The organism is Streptomyces acidiscabies (assembly GCF_020010905.1).
Taxonomy (GTDB): domain Bacteria; phylum Actinomycetota; class Actinomycetes; order Streptomycetales; family Streptomycetaceae; genus Streptomyces; species Streptomyces acidiscabies.
This window is the reverse complement of record NZ_JAGJBY010000002.1, coordinates 554586-573496: the sequence shown is the minus strand read 5'-3', so window position 1 is coordinate 573496 and position 18911 is coordinate 554586. Positions and strand designations below refer to the sequence as shown.

Genomic DNA, 18911 nt, shown 5'->3' with positions numbered 1-18911 from the left:
CACCAGCCCATGGGAGGCACGTGATGTCCGCAGCATCCGTCGAGCAGCCTTTCGACGACGAGCCGTTCTCCCTCGCGGTCATTGCCGACGAGATCATGGAACGTCATCCGGGCTATCGCGTCGAGATCATTGGAGGCCATCTCCTCGTGACCCCCTCACCGGACTCTGGTCACTCACGCACGCTGACCAAGCTGATGCGTCCGTTCATCGCAGCCGGACTGGACGACGGTGACTCGGAGGTTCACCAGGGCATGGGCCTCTGGCTGCCCAACGCCGCCGAGGACTACGTCATCCCGGATCTGGTGATCGTGGACGCCGACATCGACGATCACCTCATCGAGAAGAACGCGTACGACCCGGTCTGCTTCCGCCTCGTCCTGGAGGTCACCTCCGGGAACTGGAGGGACGACCTCAAGACCAAGGTCCGCGCCTACGCCGAGGCCAAGGTGCCCGTGTACGTCGTCGTCGACCGCAAGCACCAGCGGCTCCACGTCCTGACCGAGCCCTCCGGGGACGAGTACGGCAGCCACCGCGTACACGCCCCCGGCGAGACGGTCACGCTGCCCGACTCGATCGGCGCCGAAGTGACTCTCGACGTGGCCCAGATCATCAAGTACGGGCAGCCCAAGGGCTAACTGACCGCGTCCACCTCCCCCTCCCGCAGCTCCACGTCCTGCACCACCGGCCCCTCCCCCACGTTCACGTGCCGTGCGGACGAGCCGTACGCGGGTGCGGTGACCGCCAGGAGGTACGTGCCCGGGGTCGGGACCGACAGGATGTAGGAGCCGTCCGCGAGGGTGACCACGTGGTCGAGCTGACGGCCTCCTCCTGAGGAGAGGAGGGTGACCGCGGCGTCGGCGACCGGGGCTCCCTCCGGGTCGCGGACGAAGCCGTGGACCGCGGAGGCGGGGCCGTCGGAAGCGACGGGCGACGCCTCTTCCTGGGGCTCCACCGCCAAGTGCGGCAGCCGCTTCTCCAGCCACGCCGGAAGCCACCAGTTCGACGTACCCAAGAGGTGCATCGCCGCCGGGACCAGCGCCGTGCGCAGGATGAACGCGTCCAGGGCGACCGCGACCGCGAGCCCGACGCCCGCCATCGCCGCCCCGGAGTCCCCGCTCAGGACGAACGCGAGGAACACGCACACCATGATCAGCGCGGCGGAGTTGATGACGCGGGACGTCTCCGCGAGGCCGACGCGTACCGCGCGCGCGTTGTCGCGGGTGTGGACCCACTCCTCGTGCATACGGCTGACGAGGAAGACCTGGTAGTCCATGGAGAGCCCGAACAGCAGGGACAGCATGATGACCGGCAGGAAGGCGTTGATGGGCCCCTCCTTGCCGAGGCCGAGCAGCTCAAGCCCCCAGCCCCACTGGAAGATCGCCACCAGGACGCCGAACGAGGCCGCCGCGGCGATGAGGTTCATGAGGGCCGCCGTCAGCGGCACAACCAGCGATCTGAACGCCACCAGGAGCAACAGGAACCCGAGCCCGATGATCGTCGCGACGAACAGCGGCAGCCGGTCGCCGGTGACGGTCGCGAAGTCCTTGGAGACGGCCGTGACACCCCCGACGTGCGCCTGCGCGCCCGCCTGCGGGATGACGCGATCGCGCAGGGTGTCGATGAGGTCGTCGGTCTCCCGGGACTGCGGAGAGGTGGTCGGCACGACCTGGACGACGGTGACACCGGCGGACGGCGGCAGCGCGGCGACCCGCGCGACCCCCTCGGTCGCCTCGATGCCCCGCACCAGCGCGGCCGTGTCCCCGCCGTCGGCGACGACCTGGAGCGGCCCGTTGAACCCGGGCCCGAAGCCCTCCGCGAGGAGGTCGTACGCCTGGCGGGTCGTCGTGGTCGTGTCGTTGTTGCCCTGGTCGGTCGTGCCGAGCCGCAGCGACAGCACCGGCAGCGCGAGGACGACCATGACGGCGAGGGCGAGCGCCGCGATGGACCGGGGCCGCCGCTGGACCTGCCCGGACCAGCGCGCGGCGGGCCCGCTCGTCGTCTCCGGCTCGGGCCCGGAGGCGGCGAGCCGGCGCCGCTGCTTGCGGCTGAGCACCCGCTGCCCGAGGAACCCGAGGAGCGCGGGCAGCAGCGTCGTCGCGGCGAGGACGCTGAGGACGACCGTCAGGGACGTACCGATGACGACGCCGTCGAGGAAGCGCAGGTTGGTGACGAGCATCCCGGCGAGGGCGATGCAGACGGTGCCGCCCGCGAACAGCACCGCGCGCCCGGAGGTGTTGAGCGCGGTGACCGCCGACTCCTCGGGGTCGAGCCCGCGCAGGACGCCCTTGCGGTGCCGGGTGACGATGAACAGCGCGTAGTCGATGCCGACGCCGAGGCCGATCAGGGAGGCCAGCAGGGGCGCCAGGTCGGGGATGTCGGTGGTGTGGCTGAGGAGCTGCGTGCCGAACAGGCCCATGCCGACGCCGAAGATCGCGATGGCGATCGGCAGGAGCATCGCGAAGAACGAGCCGAACGCGAGGAACAGCACGATCGCCGCCGCGGCGAGCCCGACCATCTCGGCGAGGCCCGTGGGCGGCTCCTGGACGCGCAGGATCGCCTGTCCCCCCAGCTCGACCTTCAGGCCGTCCTGCCGGGCCTCCTGAGCGGTGTCCACGACCTTCTGGATGATGTCCTTGGGTACTTCGTTGGCCTGCTTGGTGAACGTCACCTGCGCGTAGGCGATCTTCCCGTCGCGGCTGATCTGCGCCGCCCCGCCCGCGCCCGCGTACGGCCCGGCGACGTCCCCGACGCCGTCCAGCCCCGCGATCTCCTTCAGCGCGGGTTCGATCCGCTGCCGTACGGCGTCGTCGCGGACGCTGCCGCTGTCGGTCTTCCACACGATGGTGTCGGTGTCGCCCGCGCGTGCGGGGAACGCCTTCTCCATCAGGTCGTACGCCTTCTTGGAGTCCGTGTCCGGTAGCGAGAAGACGTTCGCGTAGTTGGTTCCGGCGGCCGACGCCGCGAACCCCATGCCGAACAGTGCCCCCACCCACAGCAACAGGACCACCAGCCGGTGCCGATAGCACCAGCGTGCCAATGCCGCCACGCTTCAACTCCTTTTCCATGTCGGTCGGTTCGGTCGGTCCCCCAGGTCCTGACCGACAGCATCGACAGGAGTACGCGCGGCTGGACATCCACTGGCCATGACTCTCAAGGAACTCCAAAGACCAACTCCGCGCCGGCGGCCAAGTCTCCGTCGATACTGGGGACATGACGACGGCCCCTGGCACCGTGCTGGTCGTGGAGGACGAGCCGAGCATCGCGGACGTCCTCGCCATCGCGCTGCGCTTCCACGGTTTCGAGGTGATGGTCGCGGGTACGGTGCGCGAGGCGCTCGCGCTCGTCGGACGCACCCGTCCCGACGTGGCGCTCCTCGACGTGATCCTCCCGGACGGCGACGGCCGCGCCCTCGGCCGCGAACTGCGCACCCGGCGCGCCGACCTGGCGATCGTGTTCCTGACCGCGCGGGACTCGCCCGCCGAGATCGTGGGCGCGCTCGGCTTCGGCGACGACTACATCACCAAGCCGTTCGACATCGACGTCGTCGTCGCGCGCATCGGCGCGGTGCTCCGGCGCACGCGCGCGGCCGACGTCCTGCCGCAGCGCCCGCCCCTGCGCTACGGCGACCTGGAGCTGGACGAGACGACGTACAGCGTGCACCGCGCGGGGCGCACGGTGGAGCTGACGCCGACGGAGTACGCGCTGCTGCGGTTCCTGGTGCGCAACGGCGGCCGGGTCGTCCCCAAGGAGCAACTCCTGCGCCACGTCTGGCAGTACGAACACACGCCGCCCGAATCGACGGTCGTCGAGACGTACATCAGCTATCTGCGGCGCAAACTGGCCGCCCTGGGCCCGCCGGTGATCACCACGCGGCGCGGCGTCGGCTACGGGCTGGCGTGATGGGCATCCCGCGCGCGTGGGCGATGCGCTCCCTGCGGGTGAAGCTGACACTGGCGAACGTCGCACTGCTCGCACTCGGCATCACGGCGGCAACGGCCGTGAGCCTGATGGCGATGCGGCACTACCTGATCGACCAGATCGACTCCGGGCTGACCAAGACCCGCTCCTCGCTGGAGAGTTCGCGGCTCACCCTGCGGGACGTCGACTCGCTGACCGTGCTCGCGTTCATCAGCGACCAGGTGCTCCCCGAGGCGGAACGCGAACAGGCCACGCCGGACTCGGTGTTCGCCGCCGTCGACGCCAAGGGGACGGCGCTGCCGCTGTTCGGCATCCAGCCGACCGAGGCGCAGAAGGGCATCGCGAAGGCGGTCGGCTCGCCCGCCGGTCTCGTACGGCACAGCTCCCCGCAGGACGTCGACCTGCACGGCGCCCCCTACCGGGCGACGGCGACGCGCCTGAGGGACGGTACGTACGTCCTGATGGCGACCTCCACCGACGGCCTGCACAAGGGGATGGCGAAGGCGCTGCGAGCCGATGTCACCGTCGGGACGCTGCTGCTGGCGCTGCTGGCGTGTCTGACGCTGTTCAACGTGCGACGGCGGATGCGGCCCCTTGAGGACATGGTGGAGACGTCGTCGGCGATCGCGGAGGGCGATCTGACGCGCCGGGTGCCGTCCAACTGCGAGGCCACGCAGGAGGTCGAGCAACTGCGCCTCGCGCTGAACTCGATGCTGCACCAGGTGGAGACCGCGTACCGCACGCGCGAGCGCAGCGCCGCCCAGCTCCGGTCGTTCGTCGCGGACGCCTCGCACGAACTGCGCACCCCGCTGGCGGCGATCCGGGGCTACCTCCAGCTGTACGACAAGGGGATGCTGCGCGAGGAGGAGGAGCGGCGGCGCGCCTGGGACCGGATGAACGCCGAGGTCGACCGGATGGGGCGGCTGGTGGACGAACTCCTCACGCTGGCCCGCCTCGACCAGCACCCGGAGCTGCGGCTGCGGTCCGTCGACGTCACGCGTCTGGTGCGGGACGCGGCGCAGGACCTGCGCGCCCAGCAGCCGGCCCGCCCGGTCACCGTGGACGCCTCGGGCACCCTGCTGCTCCAGGCCGACGAGTCGGGGCTGCGGCAGATCCTCGGCAACCTCGTCGCCAACGTCCGCACCCACACGCCCGCCGACGTTCCCGTGCACCTCTCGGCGCGGCGCGCGGGCGACCGGATCACCCTGACCGTCGCCGACAAGGGGCCGGGGCTGAGCGCCGAGAACGCCTCGCGCGTCTTCGACCGCTTCTTCCGCACCGGCAGCGCGGCGGGCAGCGGCCTCGGGCTCGCGATCGTCCAGCGGGCGGTGGAGTCCCACAACGGCACGATCAGCGTCCGTACGGCGCCCGGGGAGGGGCTGACGGCGACGGTGGAGCTGCCCGAGCGTCCTGGTTGCTCCTGAAACGGGCGACGGCACCCCGGGAGTTCCCGAGGTGCCGTACGAGATCCAGCCGTACCGGATCCGGCCGTACCAAATCTGGCGGACCTAGATCCAGTTGAGGCTCCACAGCCGGAACACGCCGTTGCCGTCCGCGAGGTACTGGCTGCCGCCGACGTCCTCCGTGGCGACGACGTACTCCTTGCGCTGCCACAGCGGGATGACGGGCGCGTCCTCGGCGACGTCGTCCTGGAGGCGGCGGAAGTCGTCGGAGACGCGGCTGCGGTCGGCGTACTGCTGGCTGTCGAGGATGAGCTTGTCGACGGCCTTGCTGCTGTAGCCGGTGTTCATCGTGGAGTCGCTGCCGACGAGGGGCGCGGCGAAGGTGTCGGCGTCCGGGTAGTCGGCGACCCAGCCGACGGGGTACGCGTCGAGCTTGCCGGTGGCCCACTCCTTCTGGAAGTCGCTCCACTCGTAGCCCTTGACGTCCACCTTGAACAGGCCGCCCGCTTCGAGCTGGGCCTTCACCGCGGCGGTCTCCTGCTCGGCGACGCCCCGCTTGCCGTAGCCGTAGGTGATCGTGACGGGCAGGGAGACGCCGGCGGCCTTCAGGAGGTCCTTGGCTTTGTCGACGTCCGGCTTGGGGTAGGCGTCGAAGAACGACGTGGCGTGGCCGGTGATGCCGGTCGGGATCAGCGAGTACAGCGGGTCGACGGTGCCGTCGTACACGGTCGTCGCGAGCTGTTCGCGGTTGATCAGCCAGGCGGCGGCCCTGCGCACGCGTGCGTCGTGCAGCGGGGAACCGGCGCGGGTGTTGAAGTACAGGTTGCGCGTCTCGGAGCTCTCCGCCTCGGTGACCCGCTGGTTCGGGTCGCTGGCGTTGAGGGAGGCGAGCATCTTCGGCGGGAGCTGCCGGGTGGCGACGGAGACGGCCTTCGCCTGCCAGGCGCTCTCCAGCTGCGCGGAGTCCTTGTAGTACTTCAGCTCGACGGGCTCGCCGGGCTTGAAGGCGCCCTTGTAGTCGGCGTTGGGCTTGAGGTCGACCCGCTCGTCCTTGGTGTACCCGGTGATCGTGTACGGGCCGGTGCCGTCGACACCGTCGTCCGTACGGAGCTTGTTCTCGGGGTACTTGGTGCTGTCGACGATCGAGCCGACGCCGGTCGCCAGCTTGAACGGGAACGTCGCGTCGGCGGACGACAGGTGGAAGGTGACGGTGTCGCCCTCCGTGTCGACCGACTTGAGGGTGGACAGCAGCGGCTGGGGGCCGACCGGAGAGTTGATCTTCTTGATGCGGTCGATCGAGTACTTGACGTCCTTCGGCGTGACCTTGCGCCCGCTCGGGAACTTGAGGTCGTCGCGCAGCTCGCACTGGTACGTCGTCAGCCCGCCGCCCTGGAAGGCGCAGCTCTTGGCCGCGTCCGGGACGGGCTGGACGCCGCCCGGCGCGAACGTCAGCAGCGACTGGTAGACGTTGCTGTACAGCGCCCAGGAGCCCGAGTCGTACGAGCCCGCCGGGTCGAGGGACGTGACCGTGTCGGTGGTGCCGACCACGATGGCCTTGCCGTCGCCACTGTCCGACGGCAGCAACTGCCAGCCGCCCACGCCGACAGCGGCCAGTACGGCGAGCGCCGCGATGATCCGCATGCGAACAGATCGCATGGTGGTGCCCTGCCTCCCCAGGCCCGGTGAACGGGCCCAGTCCTACCTACGAAAAAGAGGCCACTCCCCTGAATGGCCGGCTCACCTAATCACACACGGTTTCGCCCAGGGAAGGTTAATCGGACGAGATGAGAGAGAACTTACCCGAACAGTTGTTTCGGTCCGGTTTCACAGCCCCTTCACAGGTGTGCGGGGGTTCAGGCCCTCAGGGAGGCCAGTTCGATCACCGTGACGTCGGACGGCGCGCCCACGCGCGTGGGCGGACCCCACGCGCCCGCGCCGTTGGAGACGTACAGCTGTGTGTCGTCGTACCGCTCCAGGCCGGAGACCGTCGGGTTCGCGGCCTCGGCGAAGTACTTGCCGGGCCAGAGCTGGCCGCCGTGCGTGTGGCCCGAGAGCTGGAGGTCGACGCCGTGGTCCACCGCGTCGTGGATCTGCACGGGCTGGTGCGCGAGGAGTACGGCCGTGCGCGCGGTGTCGCGGTCGCCGAGCGCCTTCGCGAAGTCCGGGCCCTGGCCCTCGCTCTCGCCCGCGATGTCGTTGACCCCGGCGAGGTCGAACCAGGGGAGTTCGGTGCGCTCGTTCTGGAGGGGGCGGATGCCGAGGCGGCGGACCTCCTCGACCCACTGCTCGGCGCCGGAGAAGTACTCGTGGTTACCCGTGACGAAAAATTTTCCCTGACGGGCCGTCAGTTGCGCGAGGGGGGCGGCTGCCGGGCCGAGGTCCTTGACGCTGCCGTCGACCAAGTCGCCCACCACCGCGATCAGGTCGGGCTGGGTGCCGTTGATCGTGTCGACGACCTTCTGCGCGAAGCCCCGGCCCAGGATCGGGCTGAGGTGGATGTCGCTCACGACCGCGATGCGGTAGCCGTGGGCCGCGCGCGGGAGCTTCGCGAGGGGGACCGTGACGCGTTTCACCTTCGGGCCGCGCAGGACGCCGTAGGTGCCGTAGCCGACGGTGCCTACGGCGGCGGTGGCTGCGGCGCCGGCGACGACTCGGGAGACGAAGAGGCGGCGGGTGGGGCCGGCGGGGGTGGCGGTTTCGGGGGTGCCTGCGGTTCCCTCGGGCGCCGAAGGCGCCTGTGCGACCTCAGGGGCCTTCGTGGCGTCCGGCGATGCCGGAACCTCGGAGAGGGTGCGTACGGGCTCCTGAGGGGCCTTCAGGGGCTCGGGGGCGGCATCCGTGGCCCGTCTCGCCGCCCGCCGCTCCAGGAACAGCCGCAGCAGCGGGCGTACGGCCTCCCCCGCCAGGACCGCCAGCAGCAGGTACATCGCCACCGCCAGCCACAGGAAGCCCGGCCAGGCCAGGACCCGTTGCAGCCAGAAAGGCGCACCCGTGCGCTCGGCCACCAGACCCGTGATCGCGAGGGTCCAGCCGGCCCCGATGAGGACGGCGCCCGCGCGGCGCGCCCAGCCCGGGCCCCGTGTCGTGTCGCGGAACAGCCGGCGCCACAGGTACCAGTTGCCGGTCACCAGGACGGCCAGCGCGAGCGCGCCGAAGACGATCACCATGACTGTCGTAAACCCCTTGTTCCGCTGGCCACTTGCCCGGCTCGATCCGCTACGACGTGGCGCGCAGCGCGCGCAGGGAACGCAACCCGATGAGCCCGATGGCCGTCCCCAATACGAAGGACACGACCGCGAGCGTCAGGTGCACCCAGAAGTAGGCCGTGGGATGTCCGTCGTCGAACGCCAGGCCGCTGCCGTCTTTGATCAGATTCTTTACGAAAGTGACCCAGATGACCCACGACCAGACCCCGAAGGCGAGCAGGAACCACGAGAGGGGGCGGGTGAGCTTCATGCGCCCAGTATCGCCGTCGGGTGTCCGGTTCCCGGAGGCGGGTGGGGAGCGCGGTGGGACTTCCGCCGGGGCTGCGGGTACGTTCGGCGTCGTGCCCGCACCCATGAAACGGGCCGTCAGGCGATCCCTGACGGTCACCGCCGCCACGCTCGCGACCGCCTCGCTCACCGCGCCGTTCGCCGTCGCCGCGCCCAGCCCGTCGCCGAGCCCCTCCGTGACGCCGCCCGCGCGCATGTCGACGGTCGGGGGTGCGCGGCTGGGACTGCCGGGGACGCAGGCCGACCTCGCGGGCGGCGCGCCCGTGCTGCCCAAGGACATCACCGCGCGGTCCTGGATCGTCGCCGACGCGGAGTCGGGGGACGTGCTCGCGGCGCACAACGCGCACTGGCGGCTGCCGCCGGCCAGCACGATGAAGATGCTGTTCGCTGACACGGTGCTGCCGCGCTTCCCGAGGACCACGCAGCACAAGGTGGCGCCGGCCGAGCTCTCCGGCATGGGGGCCGGTTCCAGCACCGTCGGCATAAAGGAGAACGAGACCTACTCCGTCCACGACCTGTGGCTCGGGGTCTTCCTGCGCTCCGGGAACGACGCGGTGCGCGTCCTGTCCGCCATGAACGGCGGCGTCCCCGCGACGGTGGCCGACATGAACGCGCACGCGGAGGAGCTCCAGGCGCTCGACACGAGCGTCGTCTCGCCGGACGGGTACGACGCCCCCGGGCAGGTCTCGTCCGCCTACGACCTCACCCTCATCGCGCGCTCCGGGCTCCAGAAGAAGGACTTCCGGGAGTACGCGTCGACGGTCAAGGCGAAGTTCCCGGGCGAGACGAAGAAGGACGCCAAGACGGGCAAGGTCACCCGGACCCCCTTCGAGATCCAGAACACCAACCGCCTGCTCAGCGGCGACTCCGACATCGCCCAGTACCCGGGCATCGCGGGCGTCAAGAACGGCAACACGACCAACGCCGGCGCGACCTTCACGGGCGTCGCCGAACGCGCGGGCCGGGTCCTGCTCGTCACGGTGATGAACCCCTCGAAGGAAGCCCACAACGAGGTCTACAAGGAGACCGCCGCGCTCCTGGACTGGGGTTTCCAGGCGGCCGGCAAGACCCGCCCCATCGGCGAACTGGTCCCCCCGAAGAACGCGACCGCCCAGCAGGGTTCCACCAGCACCTCGACACCGTCCGAGCCGACGGGCCAGGCCGGGGGCGCGGGCGACGCGTCGGGTTCCCCGGTCGCCGCGAAGACGGCCCCCGGCGGCTCCGGCGGGATGGGTACGGCGATGGGCATCACGGGCGGGGTGCTGGTGCTGCTCGCCGGGGGTGTGTTTTTGGTCAACCGCAAGTGGCCTTCGGGGAGGGCCGCGCGGGCGGGTGAGACGGGGGCCGGAGAGCCGGAGGAGACGCCGGGGGCCTGAGGAGGGACGTCGGCTCGCACTCCGCGCGCGCGTTCAAAGTGTGCGCTCGCACCTCGCGCGCGTGCAGCGAATCCCCCCTCACGCCTCCACCTCCACCTCCCCCTTCTCCACCTCCACGCTCCGTGTCGCCGACCACGCCGCGCAGTACAGCACCAGCTTCGCCGTCAGGTTGATCCACAGCAGGAGCGCGACCGGGACGCCGAAAGCGCCGTACATCGTCTTCGTGGCGACGCCCTGGAGGTAGCCGCTCAGGACGAGCTTGAGGAGTTCGAAGCCGAGCGCGCCGATCAGCGCCGCTTCGAGGAGGCGGCGGCGCGGGGGGTCGGCGCCGGGGAGGAGGGTCAGGACGTACAGCAGGAGCAGGAAGTCGGCCAGGACCGCCACCGCGAACGCGGCCACGCGCAGGAGTGCGGTGCCCCAGCCGTGTTCGTCCAGGCCCAGGGCGTCCGCGAGGGCGCCCACCGCCCATGTCGCGACCGTGGACGCCGCGAAGGTCACCAGGACCGCGCCGCCGAAGCCCACGAGGACGCCCGCGTCCTTGGCCTTGATCAGGACGGGGTTGCCGTCGTCGTCGGGGAGTTCCCAGACCGCGCGCAGGCAGTCCCGTATCTGCGAGACCCAGCCGAGGCCCGTGAAGAGCAGGATCGCGCCGGCGATGAGGCCGACCGTGCCGGCGTTCTGCACGAGGGACGCGACGTCGAGCTGTCCCGAGATGCCGGGGACCTGGTCGGCGATGCGGCCTTCGAGGCGTTTTTGCTGGTCGCCGCTGAGGGTCGCGGCCGTGACGGCGGCGGCCAGCGTCAGCAGCGGGAACAGCGAGATGAAGCTGACGAACGTCATCGCGGCGGCGAGCCGCGTCCACTTCACCTTGTCGAGCCGCTCGTACGACCGCCACGCGTGCGTGGCCGTCAGCCGCACCACGAACGGCCCGACGACGGGAAGCCTCTTCAGCCAGTCCATGCCCGGAACTCTGCCTCACCTGTGTGCCGGAAAACCCATGTCCGGGTGCCCCGGAAGGCGGGACTGTAGCCGACCCTCACCAACGAGCCACCGCCAGGCCGTACATGGCGATCCACGCCACCCCGATCAGCGCGAGCGCGCGGTCCCCCAGCACGACCTCCTCGGGCTCCCCGGCGGTCCCCCGGTCCGCGAAGACGGCGTACCGCAGCACCGCGAGGATGAACGCGACCATCGACAGCTGACGCCACGGCACAACACTCGCGTACGCGCCGCCCTCCAGCGCCCACAGGCAGTACCCGAGGACGGCGACCCCGGCGGCGAGCTGCCACACGAACCGCAGGTACCCGGTCGTGTACTCGGTGAGCAGCGCGCGCGTGGCCCCCGCCGTCCCGTCCATCTGCACGGCCTCGGAGTACCGCTTGGCGGCGACCATGAACAGCGCCCCGAACCCGGTGGTGATGAGGAACCACCGGGACAGCGGGATGCCGAGCGCGAGCCCCCCGGCGGTGGCCCGCATGAGGAACCCGGTCGACACGACGACGAGGTCGACGACGAGGACGTGCTTGAGGCTGACGCAGTACGCGAGCTGCATGGCCACGTACGCCGCCAGGAGGGCCGCGACGCCGGGTGTGGTCAGCCGCAGGGCCAGGAGGGGCCCGGAGGCCGCGAGAAGGCCGCCCACGGCGTACGCGAGGGGTACGGGGACCTGTCCGGCGGCGACGGGCCGGAGGCGTTTCGTGGGGTGGGCCCGGTCCGCGTCGGCGTCGCGCGCGTCGTTGACGAGGTAGACGGCCGCCGCGCAGGCGGTGAACAGGACGAAGACGAGGGCGAGTTGAGCGGCGGCGGGCCAGGACAACAGCCGTCCGGCGGCAGCCGGCGCGGCGACGACGAGGACGTTCTTGACCCACTGCTTGGGCCGGGCGGTCACCAGGAGCCCGAGCAGCACCCCGCGCGCGGGAACGACCACAGGCGGCTGCCCCACGCGCGTGCGCTGCTCGCGGAGTTCGGGCGCGGTCTGCGTCATCCGCGTACGCCCGCCAGCATCCACCGCGCACCCACGCGCGCGGTGACCACACCGAGCACCGCCCCCGCAGCGACGTCCGACGGATAGTGCACGCCCGCCACCAGCCGGGACACCCCCATGGCGACGGCGACAGGGGCGTACGCGTACGCGCCGAGCGCCCCGTACGCGTACGCCGCAGCGGCGGCCGACGTCGCGTGGGAGCTGGGGAAGGAGTGCCGCCCGGCGGTGCGGACCAGCGGACGCACGTGGGACGGCCGGGGCCGCCGTACGACGCGTTTCGCGGCGACGCTCACCGCGTGCGCGCCCGCGCAGAGTGCCGTCGCCCGCAGCCAGGCGCTGCGCCGGCCTGTGTCGAGGGTCGCTCCGGCGAGGCCCGCCGCGAGCCACACCGCGCCGTGCTCGCCGGCCCACGACAGGGCGCGCGCGGCGTTCGCGACCCGGGGGTCGGCGCCGCGCGCGTGGAGCGCGGTGAGGAGGCGCCGGTCGTAGTTCTCGTCCATATCAGCCCACTGTTCACGCCCGAACGGCCGCAGGACCGGCAATATTGGGCGAAATCCCATTTATCACCCATTTCGGGGAGGGGATTTGATGTTGACGAGGTTTCCGGACAAATAGGGGCGCTACGGTCACCGACATGCCTGCCGAGACCGCTTCCGTCACCGGATGGGGCCGCACCGCCCCCTCCACGGCCCGTCTGATCCGCCCAGGGACGTACGAGGAGGCCGTGGAGGCCGTCCGGGGTGTGGGAGCCCGGGGCGGCATCCCCCGGGGCCTGGGAAGGGCGTACGGCGACGCGGCGCAGAACGCCGGCGGCGCCGTCCTGGACATGACCGGCCTCGACCGCGTCCACGCGATCGACGCCTCCGAGGGGATCGTCCTGTGCGACGCGGGGATCTCCCTGCACCGCCTGATGGAGGTCCTCCTCCCGCTGGGCTGGTTCGTGCCGGTCACCCCGGGGACCCGGTACGTCACCGTCGGCGGCGCGATCGGCGCGGACATCCACGGCAAGAACCACCACGCGTCCGGCTCCTTCGCGCGCCACGTCCCGTCGTTCGAGCTGCTCACGGCGGACGGCACGATCCGTACGGTCCGCCAGGGCACGCCCCTGTTCGACGCGACCGCCGGGGGCATGGGCCTGACCGGCGTGATCCTCACCGCGCGCGTGCGCCTGCATCCCGTCGAGACGTCCCTGATGGCCGTCGACACGGAGCGCGCCGCCGACCTCGACGACCTGATGGCCCGGCTGACCGAGGGCGACCGGCACCACCGGTACTCCGTCGCCTGGATCGACCTCCTCGCGCGCGGGGCGTCGACGGGACGGGCGGTCCTCACGCGCGGGGACCACGCGCCGCTGGACGCGCTGCCTGCGCGAAAGCGGCGGGCCCCGCTGTCCTTCCGGCCCGCCGTCCTCCCCGCCGCCCCCTCCTTCGTCCCCGGCGGGCTGCTCACGCGGACGACCGTCGGCCTCTTCAACGAGCTCTGGTACCGGCGCGCCCCTCGCGCGCGTGCGGGTGAGCTCCAGCGGATCCCGGCGTTCTTCCACCCCCTGGACGGCGTCCCCCACTGGAACCGGATCTACGGGCGGGGCGGCTTCGTGCAGTACCAGTTCGTCGTCGGGCACGGCCAGGAGGAAGCCCTGCGCCGGATCGTCCACCGCATCTCCGAGCGCCGCTGCCCGTCCTTCCTCGCCGTCCTCAAGCGGTTCGGCGAGTCCGACCCCGGCTGGCTCTCCTTCCCCCGCCCCGGCTGGACCCTCGCCCTGGACATCCCGGCCGCCCTGCCCGGCCTCGCGGCGTTCCTGGACGAGCTGGACGAGGAGGTCGCGGGGGCGGGGGGCCGGGTGTACCTCGCGAAGGACTCACGGCTGCGGCCGGATCTTCTCGACGCGATGTACCCGCGCGCGGACGCGTTCCGCGAGCTGCGCGCACAACTGGACCCGCGCGGGGTGTTCGTGTCGGACCTCGCACGCCGGCTCAATCTCTAGGAGACACCGTGAAAGACGCCTTCGGCCTCCCCCAGTCCCTCCTGATCCTCGGCGGCACCTCCGAGATCGCCCTCGCCACCGCCCGCCGCCTGATCGCCCGCCGCGCGCGTACGGTGTGGCTCGCCGGGCGGCCCTCCCCCGCGCTGGAGGACGCCGCCGAGAGTCTCCGGGCGCTCGGCGCCGACGTCCGTACCGTCCCCTTCGACGCCCTCGACGCCGAGTCCCACGAGACGGCCCTCGGCAAGGTCTTCGCGGAGGGGGACATCGACGTCGTACTCCTCGCGTTCGGCGTGCTCGGGGACCAGGCGAACGACGAGCGTGACCCCCTCGCCGCCGCGCGCGTGGCGCAGACGAACTACACCGGCGCCGTCTCCTCCGGCCTGGTCGCCGCCCGCGCGCTCCAGACGCAGGGCCACGGCTCGCTGGTCGTCCTGTCCTCCGTCGCCGGGGAACGCGCGCGGCGCGCGAACTTCATCTACGGCTCCAGCAAGGCGGGCCTCGACGCGTTCGCGCAGGGCCTCGGGGACGCGCTGCACGGGACGGGCGTCCACGTCATGGTCGTACGCCCCGGCTTCGTCCGGACGAGGATGACGGCGGACCTCCCCGAGGCACCGCTCGCGACGACCCCCGAGGCGGTCGCGACGGCGATCGAGGCGGGGCTGCGGCGGCGCGCGGAGACGGTGTGGGTGCCGGGGGTGCTGCGGGTGGTGATGTCGGCGCTGCGGCACGTCCCGCGCGGGGTGTTCCGCAGGCTGCCCCTCTAGTAGAACCTCTAGAGGCTGGGGACCGAGTCCACCGGCGCCGACGCCTGCGGCGGGACCACCGGGCTGCCGAACGGGTACTCGCGCAGCTTGCGCCACACCCCGTCCGGTCCCTGCGCGTAGAACGCGAAGCCGGTGCAGGACCAGTCCGCCTCGTACCCGGCGAGTTCCTCGTACGCGCGGTCCATCGCGGCCTCGTCGATGCCGTGGGCGACCGTCACGTGCGGGTGGTAGGGGAACTGGAGCTCGCGCGCGAGCGGCCCCGACGCGTCCCTGACCCGCTGCTGGAGCCACGCGCACGCCTCGGCGCCCTCGACGACCCGCACGAAGACGACCGGCGACAGCGGCCGGAACGTACCCGTCCCCGACAGCCGCATCGGGAACGGCCGCCCCGCGCGCGCGACGTCCGTCAGGTGCGTCTGTACGGCCGACAGCGCCTCGTCGTCGACCTCGGTCGGCGGCAGCAGCGTGACGTGCGTGGGGATGCCGTGCGCGGCGGCGTCGCCGAAGCCCGCGCGCAGCTCCTGGAGCTGGCTGCCGTGAGGCTCCGGGACCGCGATCGACACACCGATCGTTACGGTCCCCACGTCGTCTCCCTGTCGTCCGGGTCGTCTGGTCGCTGCCGTCCGTGGCAGTCGGCTATCGACTGTACGGCCACGGCCCGCGTGTGGGCAGGCGCAGCCGTAGTGATGTGCAGCGCTCTTCCCCGGCGGACGCCGTGTTCGTACGGTGCGTGCGTGCGCGCTCAGTGCTTCGCGGGCAGGAAGCCGACGCGGTCGTACGTGTTCGCGAGGGTCTCGGCGGCCACGGAGCGCGCCTTCTCCGCGCCCTTCGCGAGGATCGCGTCCAGCGTCTCCGGGTCGTCCAGGTACTGCTGGGTGCGCTCCCTGAACGGGGTCACGAAATCTACGACGACGTCCGCGAGGTCCGTCTTGAGGGCGCCGTACATCTTGCCCTCGTACTCCGCCTCCAGCTCGGCGATGCTCTTGCCGGTCAGCGTCGAGTAGATCGTCAGGAGGTTGCTGACGCCCGGCTTGTTCTCCGCGTCGTAGCGGACGACCGTGTCCGTGTCCGTGACCGCGCTCTTGACCTTCTTCGCGGTCGCCTTCGGGTCGTCCAGCAGGTTGATGAGGCCCTTCGGCGTCGACGCCGACTTGCTCATCTTGACCGCCGGGTCCTGGAGGTCGTAGATCTTCGCCGTCTCCTTGAGGATGTACGGCTTCGGGATCGTGAACGTCTCCCCGAAACGGCCGTTGAAACGCTCCGCGAGGTCCCGGGTCAGCTCGATGTGCTGGCGCTGGTCCTCGCCGACCGGCACCTCGTGCGCCTGGTACAGCAGGATGTCCGCGACCTGGAGGATCGGGTACGTGAACAGGCCGACGCTGGCGCTCTCCGCGCCCTGGCGCGCCGACTTGTCCTTGAACTGCGTCATCCGCGACGCCTCGCCGAAGCCGGTCAGGCAGTTCATCACCCACGCGAGCTGCGCGTGCTCCGGGACGTGGCTCTGGACGAACAGCGTGCAGCGCTCGGGGTCGAGGCCCGCCGCCAGCAGCTGCGCCGTCGCCAGCCGGGTGTTCGCCCGCAGCTCCGCCGGGTCCTGCGGAAGCGTGATCGCGTGCAGGTCGACGACCATGTAGAACGCGTCATGCGACTCCTGGAGCGCCACCCACTGGCGCACCGCGCCGAGGTAGTTGCCGAGGTGGAACGAGCCGGCGGTGGGCTGGATGCCGGAGAGCACACGGGGTCGAGCAGAGGCCATGGGTTCATTCTCTCAGGTTCAGGGGAGAGGTAGGGAACAGGGCGGGGGTGTCTGTGAGACGGATCGCGGTACTGGCACTGGCGTTGTCCGCGCTGCCCGTGACCGGGGCCGCCGCTGCGGATACCCGATGTGGCGATGCTCATCGACGGCACGTCGGGACAGACCCTGGCCGTACGCTCCCGCGAGGCCGACTTCGACCGGCTCTGGGAGCTGCTCGACCCGACGTACACGGGGACGGTGCGGGTGCCTGTGGGGTGGGAGGCGGGGCACTATCCGGCGGTGCGGTTCACCGTCGTGTGGGGCCGCAGCGGGGTCGGCGGATGGCCCCAGGACAACCGGCCGCCGGGCGGGGACGTGGCGGTCGACCAGGTGGATCAGGTGGTGCTGGCGGGGGACGGGACGCCGTGGGTACGGAGAGATGTCGCGCCGGAGGTCGAGGACGCGGACATCCGGTGGCATCCGGCGCCGCGGTCGGCGTATGAGCGGTGGGAGCGGGAGGGGGGGTTCACGGGGGTCGCGCCTTCGACGCCGGGTTCTGGTTCTGGAGGGGGGTGGCTGGTGCCGGGCGGTGTGGGGGTGGTGTTGGGGGCCGGGGGGATGCTCCTCGTACGCCGCTTGGCGGGGCGGCGTGGAGGGGGGCCGCCTCGGGATGGGCCTCGGCAGGAGCTGATCGAGCTGTGAGTGGAGCAGGATCTTCCGAACCAACGGTGAAGCTCCGTCGCAGGAAGGCGACTCCAGCGACGGAACTTCGGTCAGGCTTCTCAGCCGAGGTCGATCTCCGGGTACAGCGGGAAGCCCTGGACGAGGTCCGTCGCGCGTTGGGCGATCTCCTGGGACACCTTCTCGTCCAGGACGTGCGCCGCTTTCGACACCGCGCCCGATTTCGTCGTGCCCTGTTCCGTTGCCGTGAGGACGCGGTCGATGAGGCCCGCGACCTCGTCCATCTCGGATGTGCCGAGGCCGCGTGTTGTGAGGGCGGGGGTGCCGATGCGGATGCCGGAGGTGTACCAGGCGCCGTTGGGGTCGGCGGGGATCGCGTTGCGGTTGGTGACGATGCCGGAGTCGAGGAGGGCCGATTCCGCCTGGCGGCCGGTGAGGCCGTACGACGTGGATACGTCGATGAGGTTGAGGTGGTTGTCCGTGCCGCCGGTCACCAGGGTCGCGCCGCGTCGCATCAGGCCTTCCGCGAGCGCGCGCGAGTTGTCGACGATGCGCTGGGCGTAGTCCTGGAACGACGGCTGGCGGGCCTCGGCCAGGGCGACGGCCTTGGCCGCCATGACGTGGGGGAGCGGGCCGCCGAGGACCATCGGGCAGCCCCGGTCGACCTGGTCCTTGAGGGAGTCGTCGCACAGGACCATGCCGCCGCGCGGGCCGCGCAGGGACTTGTGGGTCGTCGTCGTGACGATCTGCGCGTGCGGGACCGGGTCGAAGTCGCCGGTGAGGACCTTGCCCGCGACGAGACCGGCGAAGTGCGCCATGTCGACCATGAGCGTCGCACCGACCTCGTCCGCGATCTCCCGCATGACACGGAAGTTCACCAGCCGGGGGTACGCCGAGTACCCGGCGACCAGGATCAACGGCTTGAACTCACGCGCCTGGGCACGCAACGCGTCGTAGTCGATGAGGCCGGTCGCGGGGTCCGTGCCGTACGACCGCTGGTCGAACATCTTGCCGGAGATGTTGGGCCGGAAGCCGTGCGTGAGGTGGCCGCCCGCGTCGAGGGACATGCCGAGCATCCGCTGGTTGCCGAAGGCCTGCCGCAGCTCGGCCCAGTCCGCCTCGGAGAGGTCGTTGATCTGGCGGACCCCGGTCTTCGCGAGGAACGGCACCTCGACGCGGTCGGCGAGTACGGCCCAGAAGGCTACGAGGTTGGCATCGATCCCGGAGTGCGGCTGGACGTACGCGTGCCGCGCCCCGAACAGCTCACGCGCGTGCTCGGCGGCGAGCGACTCGACGGTGTCGACGTTCCGGCACCCGGCGTAGAAGCGCCGCCCGACCGTGCCCTCCGCGTACTTGTCGCTGAACCAGTTCCCCATGGCCAGGAGGGTCGCCGGGGACGCGTAGTTCTCGGACGCGATCAGCTTGAGCATCTCGCGCTGGTCGTGGACCTCCTGGCCGATCGCGTCGGCGACGCGCGGCTCGACCGCGCGGATCACGTCGAGGGCGGCGCGGAAGGCGGTGGACTGGGGGGACAGGGGCTCGGACATGAGACCTCCGGACGTAGGGCTACGG

The 18911-nt window shown here is 71.3% G+C and carries 17 protein-coding genes; 7 read left to right on the top strand and 10 right to left on the bottom strand.

Annotated features, from left to right (window positions below):
- Positions 1–23 precede the first annotated feature (23 nt).
- Positions 24–635 carry a Uma2 family endonuclease gene (locus J8M50_RS29640; RefSeq protein ID WP_010351851.1) on the top strand — a complete coding sequence of 204 codons (612 nt, stop codon included), beginning with the start codon at positions 24–26 and terminating at the stop codon, positions 633–635.
- Here J8M50_RS29640 and J8M50_RS29635 read toward each other — a convergent pair.
- Complete coding sequence (locus J8M50_RS29635) at positions 632–3037, bottom strand: MMPL family transporter (protein WP_010351850.1); 2406 nt, start codon at positions 3035–3037, stop codon at positions 632–634. The genes J8M50_RS29640 and J8M50_RS29635 overlap by 4 nt on opposite strands.
- A 173-nt stretch (positions 3038–3210) precedes the next feature.
- On the opposite strand from J8M50_RS29635, the gene J8M50_RS29630 reads away from it, so the two are divergent.
- Both J8M50_RS29630 and J8M50_RS29625 read left to right on the top strand, forming a co-directional pair.
- On the top strand, positions 3211–3900 hold the full coding sequence (locus J8M50_RS29630; RefSeq protein WP_010351849.1) for a response regulator transcription factor: 690 nt from the start codon (positions 3211–3213) through the stop codon (positions 3898–3900).
- Positions 3900–5342, top strand: coding sequence for a HAMP domain-containing sensor histidine kinase (locus J8M50_RS29625; protein ID WP_010351848.1), 1443 nt, complete (start codon positions 3900–3902; stop codon positions 5340–5342). Before J8M50_RS29630 ends, J8M50_RS29625 begins: the two co-directional genes overlap by 1 nt.
- An 84-nt stretch (positions 5343–5426) precedes the next feature.
- Here J8M50_RS29625 and J8M50_RS29620 read toward each other — a convergent pair whose 3' ends face one another.
- The 3 genes from J8M50_RS29620 to J8M50_RS29610 form a co-directional block, all read right to left on the bottom strand.
- The gene (locus J8M50_RS29620; RefSeq protein ID WP_040835710.1) at positions 5427–6977 is read right to left on the bottom strand and encodes an ABC transporter substrate-binding protein; all 1551 of its coding nucleotides are present in this window, start codon (positions 6975–6977) and stop codon (positions 5427–5429) included.
- A 197-nt stretch (positions 6978–7174) separates the two neighbouring features.
- Positions 7175–8488, bottom strand: a complete 1314-nt coding sequence (locus J8M50_RS29615; protein WP_010351846.1) for a metallophosphoesterase — start codon at positions 8486–8488, stop codon at positions 7175–7177.
- Positions 8489–8537: 49 nt separating this feature from the next.
- Positions 8538–8777 carry an SCO4848 family membrane protein gene (locus J8M50_RS29610; RefSeq protein WP_010351845.1) on the bottom strand — a complete coding sequence of 80 codons (240 nt, stop codon included), beginning with the start codon at positions 8775–8777 and terminating at the stop codon, positions 8538–8540.
- A gap of 91 nt (positions 8778–8868) precedes the next feature.
- Between J8M50_RS29610 and J8M50_RS29605 the strand changes: the two genes are divergently transcribed.
- A complete protein-coding gene (locus tag J8M50_RS29605; RefSeq protein ID WP_050987157.1) occupies positions 8869–10191 on the top strand; it encodes a D-alanyl-D-alanine carboxypeptidase family protein in 1323 nt (440 codons plus the stop codon).
- Positions 10192–10269: 78 nt separating this feature from the next.
- Here J8M50_RS29605 and J8M50_RS29600 read toward each other — a convergent pair whose 3' ends face one another.
- The 3 genes from J8M50_RS29600 to J8M50_RS29590 form a co-directional block, all read right to left on the bottom strand.
- Positions 10270–11151, bottom strand: coding sequence for a YihY/virulence factor BrkB family protein (locus J8M50_RS29600; RefSeq protein ID WP_010351843.1), 882 nt, complete (start codon positions 11149–11151; stop codon positions 10270–10272).
- Between the two features lie 76 nt (positions 11152–11227).
- Positions 11228–12175 (bottom strand): decaprenyl-phosphate phosphoribosyltransferase, encoded by a 948-nt coding sequence (locus J8M50_RS29595; RefSeq protein ID WP_010351842.1) that lies wholly within the window; start codon positions 12173–12175, stop codon positions 11228–11230.
- A complete protein-coding gene (locus J8M50_RS29590; protein ID WP_010351841.1) occupies positions 12172–12675 on the bottom strand; it encodes a phosphatase PAP2 family protein in 504 nt (167 codons plus the stop codon). The genes J8M50_RS29595 and J8M50_RS29590 overlap by 4 nt, the downstream gene beginning before the upstream one ends.
- Positions 12676–12809: 134 nt before the next feature.
- On the opposite strand from J8M50_RS29590, the gene dprE1 reads away from it, so the two are divergent.
- Positions 12810–14159 carry a decaprenylphosphoryl-beta-D-ribose oxidase gene (gene dprE1, locus J8M50_RS29585; protein WP_010351840.1) on the top strand — a complete coding sequence of 450 codons (1350 nt, stop codon included), beginning with the start codon at positions 12810–12812 and terminating at the stop codon, positions 14157–14159.
- A gap of 8 nt (positions 14160–14167) precedes the next feature.
- Complete coding sequence (dprE2, locus tag J8M50_RS29580; protein WP_010351839.1) at positions 14168–14923, top strand: decaprenylphospho-beta-D-erythro-pentofuranosid-2-ulose 2-reductase; 756 nt, start codon at positions 14168–14170, stop codon at positions 14921–14923.
- A gap of 8 nt (positions 14924–14931) precedes the next feature.
- Here the strand turns inward: dprE2 and J8M50_RS29575 are convergent, their stop codons facing one another.
- Together J8M50_RS29575 and trpS are read right to left on the bottom strand one after the other, a co-directional pair.
- A complete protein-coding gene (locus J8M50_RS29575) occupies positions 14932–15507 on the bottom strand; it encodes a 2'-5' RNA ligase family protein (RefSeq protein ID WP_010351838.1) in 576 nt (191 codons plus the stop codon).
- 158 nt (positions 15508–15665) lie between these two features.
- Positions 15666–16679 carry a tryptophan--tRNA ligase gene (gene trpS / locus J8M50_RS29570; protein WP_010351837.1) on the bottom strand — a complete coding sequence of 338 codons (1014 nt, stop codon included), beginning with the start codon at positions 16677–16679 and terminating at the stop codon, positions 15666–15668.
- A gap of 135 nt (positions 16680–16814) precedes the next feature.
- On the opposite strand from trpS, the gene J8M50_RS29565 reads away from it, so the two are divergent.
- The gene (locus J8M50_RS29565) at positions 16815–17360 is read left to right on the top strand and encodes a hypothetical protein (protein WP_040835732.1); all 546 of its coding nucleotides are present in this window, start codon (positions 16815–16817) and stop codon (positions 17358–17360) included.
- 80 nt (positions 17361–17440) lie between these two features.
- Here the strand turns inward: J8M50_RS29565 and J8M50_RS29560 are convergent, their stop codons facing one another.
- Positions 17441–18886 (bottom strand): glycine hydroxymethyltransferase, encoded by a 1446-nt coding sequence (locus tag J8M50_RS29560; protein WP_010351835.1) that lies wholly within the window; start codon positions 18884–18886, stop codon positions 17441–17443.
- Positions 18887–18911 lie beyond the last annotated feature (25 nt).

Bases quoted from the DNA above. Each gene is read 5' to 3' on its own strand.
- J8M50_RS29565 (WP_040835732.1), top strand. From the start codon at position 16,815: ATGCTCATCGACGGCACGTCGGGACAGACCCTGGCCGTACGCTCCCGC.
- J8M50_RS29630 (WP_010351849.1), top strand. From the start codon at position 3,211: ATGACGACGGCCCCTGGCACCGTGCTGGTCGTGGAGGACGAGCCGAGC.
- J8M50_RS29595 (WP_010351842.1), bottom strand. From the start codon at position 12,175: ATGACGCAGACCGCGCCCGAACTCCGCGAGCAGCGCACGCGCGTGGGG.
- J8M50_RS29640 (WP_010351851.1), top strand. From the start codon at position 24: ATGTCCGCAGCATCCGTCGAGCAGCCTTTCGACGACGAGCCGTTCTCC.
- dprE1 (WP_010351840.1), top strand. From the start codon at position 12,810: ATGCCTGCCGAGACCGCTTCCGTCACCGGATGGGGCCGCACCGCCCCC.
- J8M50_RS29600 (WP_010351843.1), bottom strand. From the start codon at position 11,151: ATGGACTGGCTGAAGAGGCTTCCCGTCGTCGGGCCGTTCGTGGTGCGG.
- J8M50_RS29625 (WP_010351848.1), top strand. From the start codon at position 3,900: ATGGGCATCCCGCGCGCGTGGGCGATGCGCTCCCTGCGGGTGAAGCTG.
- J8M50_RS29620 (WP_040835710.1), bottom strand. From the start codon at position 6,977: ATGCGATCTGTTCGCATGCGGATCATCGCGGCGCTCGCCGTACTGGCC.
- trpS (WP_010351837.1), bottom strand. From the start codon at position 16,679: ATGGCCTCTGCTCGACCCCGTGTGCTCTCCGGCATCCAGCCCACCGCC.
- J8M50_RS29610 (WP_010351845.1), bottom strand. From the start codon at position 8,777: ATGAAGCTCACCCGCCCCCTCTCGTGGTTCCTGCTCGCCTTCGGGGTC.
- J8M50_RS29560 (WP_010351835.1), bottom strand. From the start codon at position 18,886: ATGTCCGAGCCCCTGTCCCCCCAGTCCACCGCCTTCCGCGCCGCCCTC.
- J8M50_RS29590 (WP_010351841.1), bottom strand. From the start codon at position 12,675: ATGGACGAGAACTACGACCGGCGCCTCCTCACCGCGCTCCACGCGCGC.
- J8M50_RS29615 (WP_010351846.1), bottom strand. From the start codon at position 8,488: ATGGTGATCGTCTTCGGCGCGCTCGCGCTGGCCGTCCTGGTGACCGGC.